The 2,649-nt window shown below is 36.6% G+C and carries 5 protein-coding genes; all 5 read left to right on the top strand.

Annotated features, from left to right (window positions below):
- Positions 1-814: 814 nt before the first annotated feature.
- The 5 genes from N1032_RS22480 (at position 815) to N1032_RS22460 (ending at position 2,497) form a co-directional block, all read left to right on the top strand.
- On the top strand, positions 815-1,195 hold the full coding sequence (locus N1032_RS22480) for a hypothetical protein (RefSeq protein ID WP_259542524.1): 381 nt from the start codon (positions 815-817) through the stop codon (positions 1,193-1,195).
- A gap of 6 nt (positions 1,196-1,201) precedes the next feature.
- On the top strand, positions 1,202-1,465 hold the full coding sequence (locus N1032_RS22475; protein WP_259542522.1) for a hypothetical protein: 264 nt from the start codon (positions 1,202-1,204) through the stop codon (positions 1,463-1,465).
- Between the two features lie 78 nt (positions 1,466-1,543).
- Positions 1,544-1,753 carry a hypothetical protein gene (locus tag N1032_RS22470; protein WP_259542520.1) on the top strand — a complete coding sequence of 70 codons (210 nt, stop codon included), beginning with the start codon at positions 1,544-1,546 and terminating at the stop codon, positions 1,751-1,753.
- Between the two features lie 330 nt (positions 1,754-2,083).
- On the top strand, positions 2,084-2,284 hold the full coding sequence (locus N1032_RS22465) for a hypothetical protein (RefSeq protein WP_259542517.1): 201 nt from the start codon (positions 2,084-2,086) through the stop codon (positions 2,282-2,284).
- Positions 2,285-2,308: 24 nt separating this feature from the next.
- On the top strand, positions 2,309-2,497 hold the full coding sequence (locus N1032_RS22460) for a hypothetical protein (RefSeq protein WP_259542516.1): 189 nt from the start codon (positions 2,309-2,311) through the stop codon (positions 2,495-2,497).
- Positions 2,498-2,649 lie beyond the last annotated feature (152 nt).

Raw genomic sequence — 2,649 nt, 5'->3', positions numbered from 1 at the left:
TGTAGTCCTAGGTGATAAAGGAATTTTATGACAGTATGGACCAGAAGACCTTGGGAATAAATTTGAAAGAATTTTTAGGTCACCTGAGAGCCAAATCAAGTCTATGACAAGGCGTGTTATTGACAAGGTTAAAGAAAGAAGTGAACGCATAAATTCATTAAATCTACAGATAGAAGAAATAAATCAAAAGTGATCTCAAAATAATAATAAAATTCCTAATACTACTGAGCATACAATTGCAAAACTTAAAAGCGGAAAAGTTACTCCTAACTCATTTATAGAAGCAGAAGAAGCTATTACAAGATCACAAGTTGTTGGAGATGCATCAATTGCCACTCTTTCCAAAACTGAAGATATTAGAAAATGGGTTAAAGCAATAAAGGAATTTATAAACAATGGTGAAGGTACATCTGCTGAGCTAATTGCTGAATTTATGCGTGACCCACGTATTCAAATGTTATTAAGAGGCCTTTCAAAAGCAAAACAATCAGAACTTCTTGCTGCATTTACTACTATTGCCACTGAAGATGCTAAAGTTAGAGCCGTTTGATATAAGGACCCAACACGTATTTCAAAACTATCAAAACAAGTAACTGGTACAACATTTAGAATTTCTAAATATATTGTAAACCCAGCAAAACTTGCTCATGACATTTTTGATAGAACTATTGCTAAAGCGTTTGAGCCTCTTGCTGAGTTAGGTGAGTTTGCTAAGAAGGTATTTAAGATTGGCAAGAAAGCGGAAAACATTGAAAAGACATTTGAAAAATATGGTGGAATACTTGTAAAATCAAGATGAATTCTTGGGTATAAAGTGATTGAGTCAGACCCAACAGGTTCTATGATACAGATTTCATTTGTGCCTTCACAGACTGTAACTGAGGAATTCAGGACAGGAAAACCACCAGTCTACACTAAGATGTCACGCATGGAATTGCTTAATTTCCTTGAAGCACGTTCAAAAGGTGAATACTACCTTGATAATATTGCTTATGGTACTCCAGGTAGAAAAGGTAATTCACCAGTATCATTTGATTTAACCGGTTCAGGTCTTTCAAGTGGTTTCCTTCAGATGCTTTCATTTATGCCAGTAACTGAAGTAAGAAATATCTTAGGTATAATTAAAGCTGGAATTGAAGTGTCAAAAGGTAAAGCAATGTTTGGAAATCTTGACAAGTATGTTGATGGTTTCTGAAAAGGTATGCAAAATGAAATATCAGGTGAAATGCAAAAGCAAGTTACTGAAAATGTTCCTCATAGGTTTGCGTTTGCCAAACGTGCCGCAAGAAAGGCTATCTCAGGACAATCAGGTGCTAAAATTAGCTCATCAGAACTAACAAGAGCACTTGGTGTTAGAGTGAAAACTGCTCAAAGATCATCAAACCTTGGTTTAGCATCTGTTAAAGTAATGCGTGGCGGCTCATCAACTGTGTCAGGTATTACAGGAATTAAGAAAATTAAGTAAAGGCCATATGGGCCTTTTTCATTATATAATATGGTTATGATTAAACATGACGTAAATACTTGATTCAGTAACTTCCTTGTGGCCGGTGAATTGCCGGTTGATTACTTTGAAAACAAGTTCAAGACAAACACTATGGGTGGGTTCAAGGTGCCTGCTTCCACCGCATTGAGACATCAGCTTACAACTCAGGCTGAGAAGAACATTCTTTTCACAAGAATTGCACAAATCTACATTGAGGCAATTGTGAAGTTGAAATACGGAAAATTAAAATCAATTCCATTTAAATGACTTCTGACTGAGGACCAGGAGCAACTAGTCAATGTTGTGTGTGAGGCTGTTCAGCATGCAATGTTGAATGCCAACGTGTGACAGAGACTCAACGGGTCTAACATAGCAGTTGGTGGATTCACTTTCAACGTGGACAACACACCGTGAATTATGACATCAGACATGTTTGGCACAATTGGTTGAGTACTTCTGACTAATGCCCAAATTGATGAATATGAATGAATTGCTGACCCACACGCCTACATAAGAACAGCCAATGGCAACATTCAGATTATTGGCAAGACATCAGATATTGACCTGATTGCAGAATTGTCAATTTAAGGAGATTATATGAAAAGAGAACTTTTTTTAGTAAAGAATAGAACAGTTATTGGTGAAGGTATCCAAACTGTTGATGAAACCAAAGTGGTTGATTTTAACAACATGCGTATTGACGGATATGTGGATGGTAAAGTAACCACACTTCCTACAAAAGAAGAAGTCATCAATATTGCTTTAGGTTTCAGAAACATTGTAGAAACCGTTAAATGAACATTGACTATTGACAGTGAGGATATGCTACCTTCAACTGAGCAACTTGATGCTTTATATATCACACCAGGACTTCCTGTTAAAGATGTTGTTACCGGTGCTGATGTACTATTGCAAAAAGGTGGAACTGAAGCACTTGACGGTGAGGCTATTTTAGTTATAGTTGGTTCAACAGGTGTATTTGACACTGCCGTTATGTTCCAAGGGTCTTGACTAATCTCAAATATCAAAGACCAAACTTCACAAGTTATTCAACAAATGGAACAAGACTTACTTGCTAAAGCGGATGTTACTTATGTTGATGCACAAGATGTTTCTATGCTATCACAGGCAAAAGCATATGCTGACAATGGTTTCCTGAAAGT

The sequence above is a fragment of the Herbiconiux daphne genome, assembly GCF_024979295.1.
Classification (GTDB): Bacteria; Actinomycetota; Actinomycetes; order Actinomycetales; family Microbacteriaceae; genus Herbiconiux; species Herbiconiux daphnes.
This window is presented reverse-complemented; position numbering and strand designations above follow the sequence as displayed.

Coding starts and splice junctions, on each gene's coding strand:
- N1032_RS22475 (WP_259542522.1), top strand. CDS start 1,202: ATGCAAAATGAAATATCAGGTGAAATGCAAAAGCAAGTTACTGAAAAT.
- N1032_RS22465 (WP_259542517.1), top strand. CDS start 2,084: ATGAAAAGAGAACTTTTTTTAGTAAAGAATAGAACAGTTATTGGTGAA.
- N1032_RS22460 (WP_259542516.1), top strand. CDS start 2,309: ATGCTACCTTCAACTGAGCAACTTGATGCTTTATATATCACACCAGGA.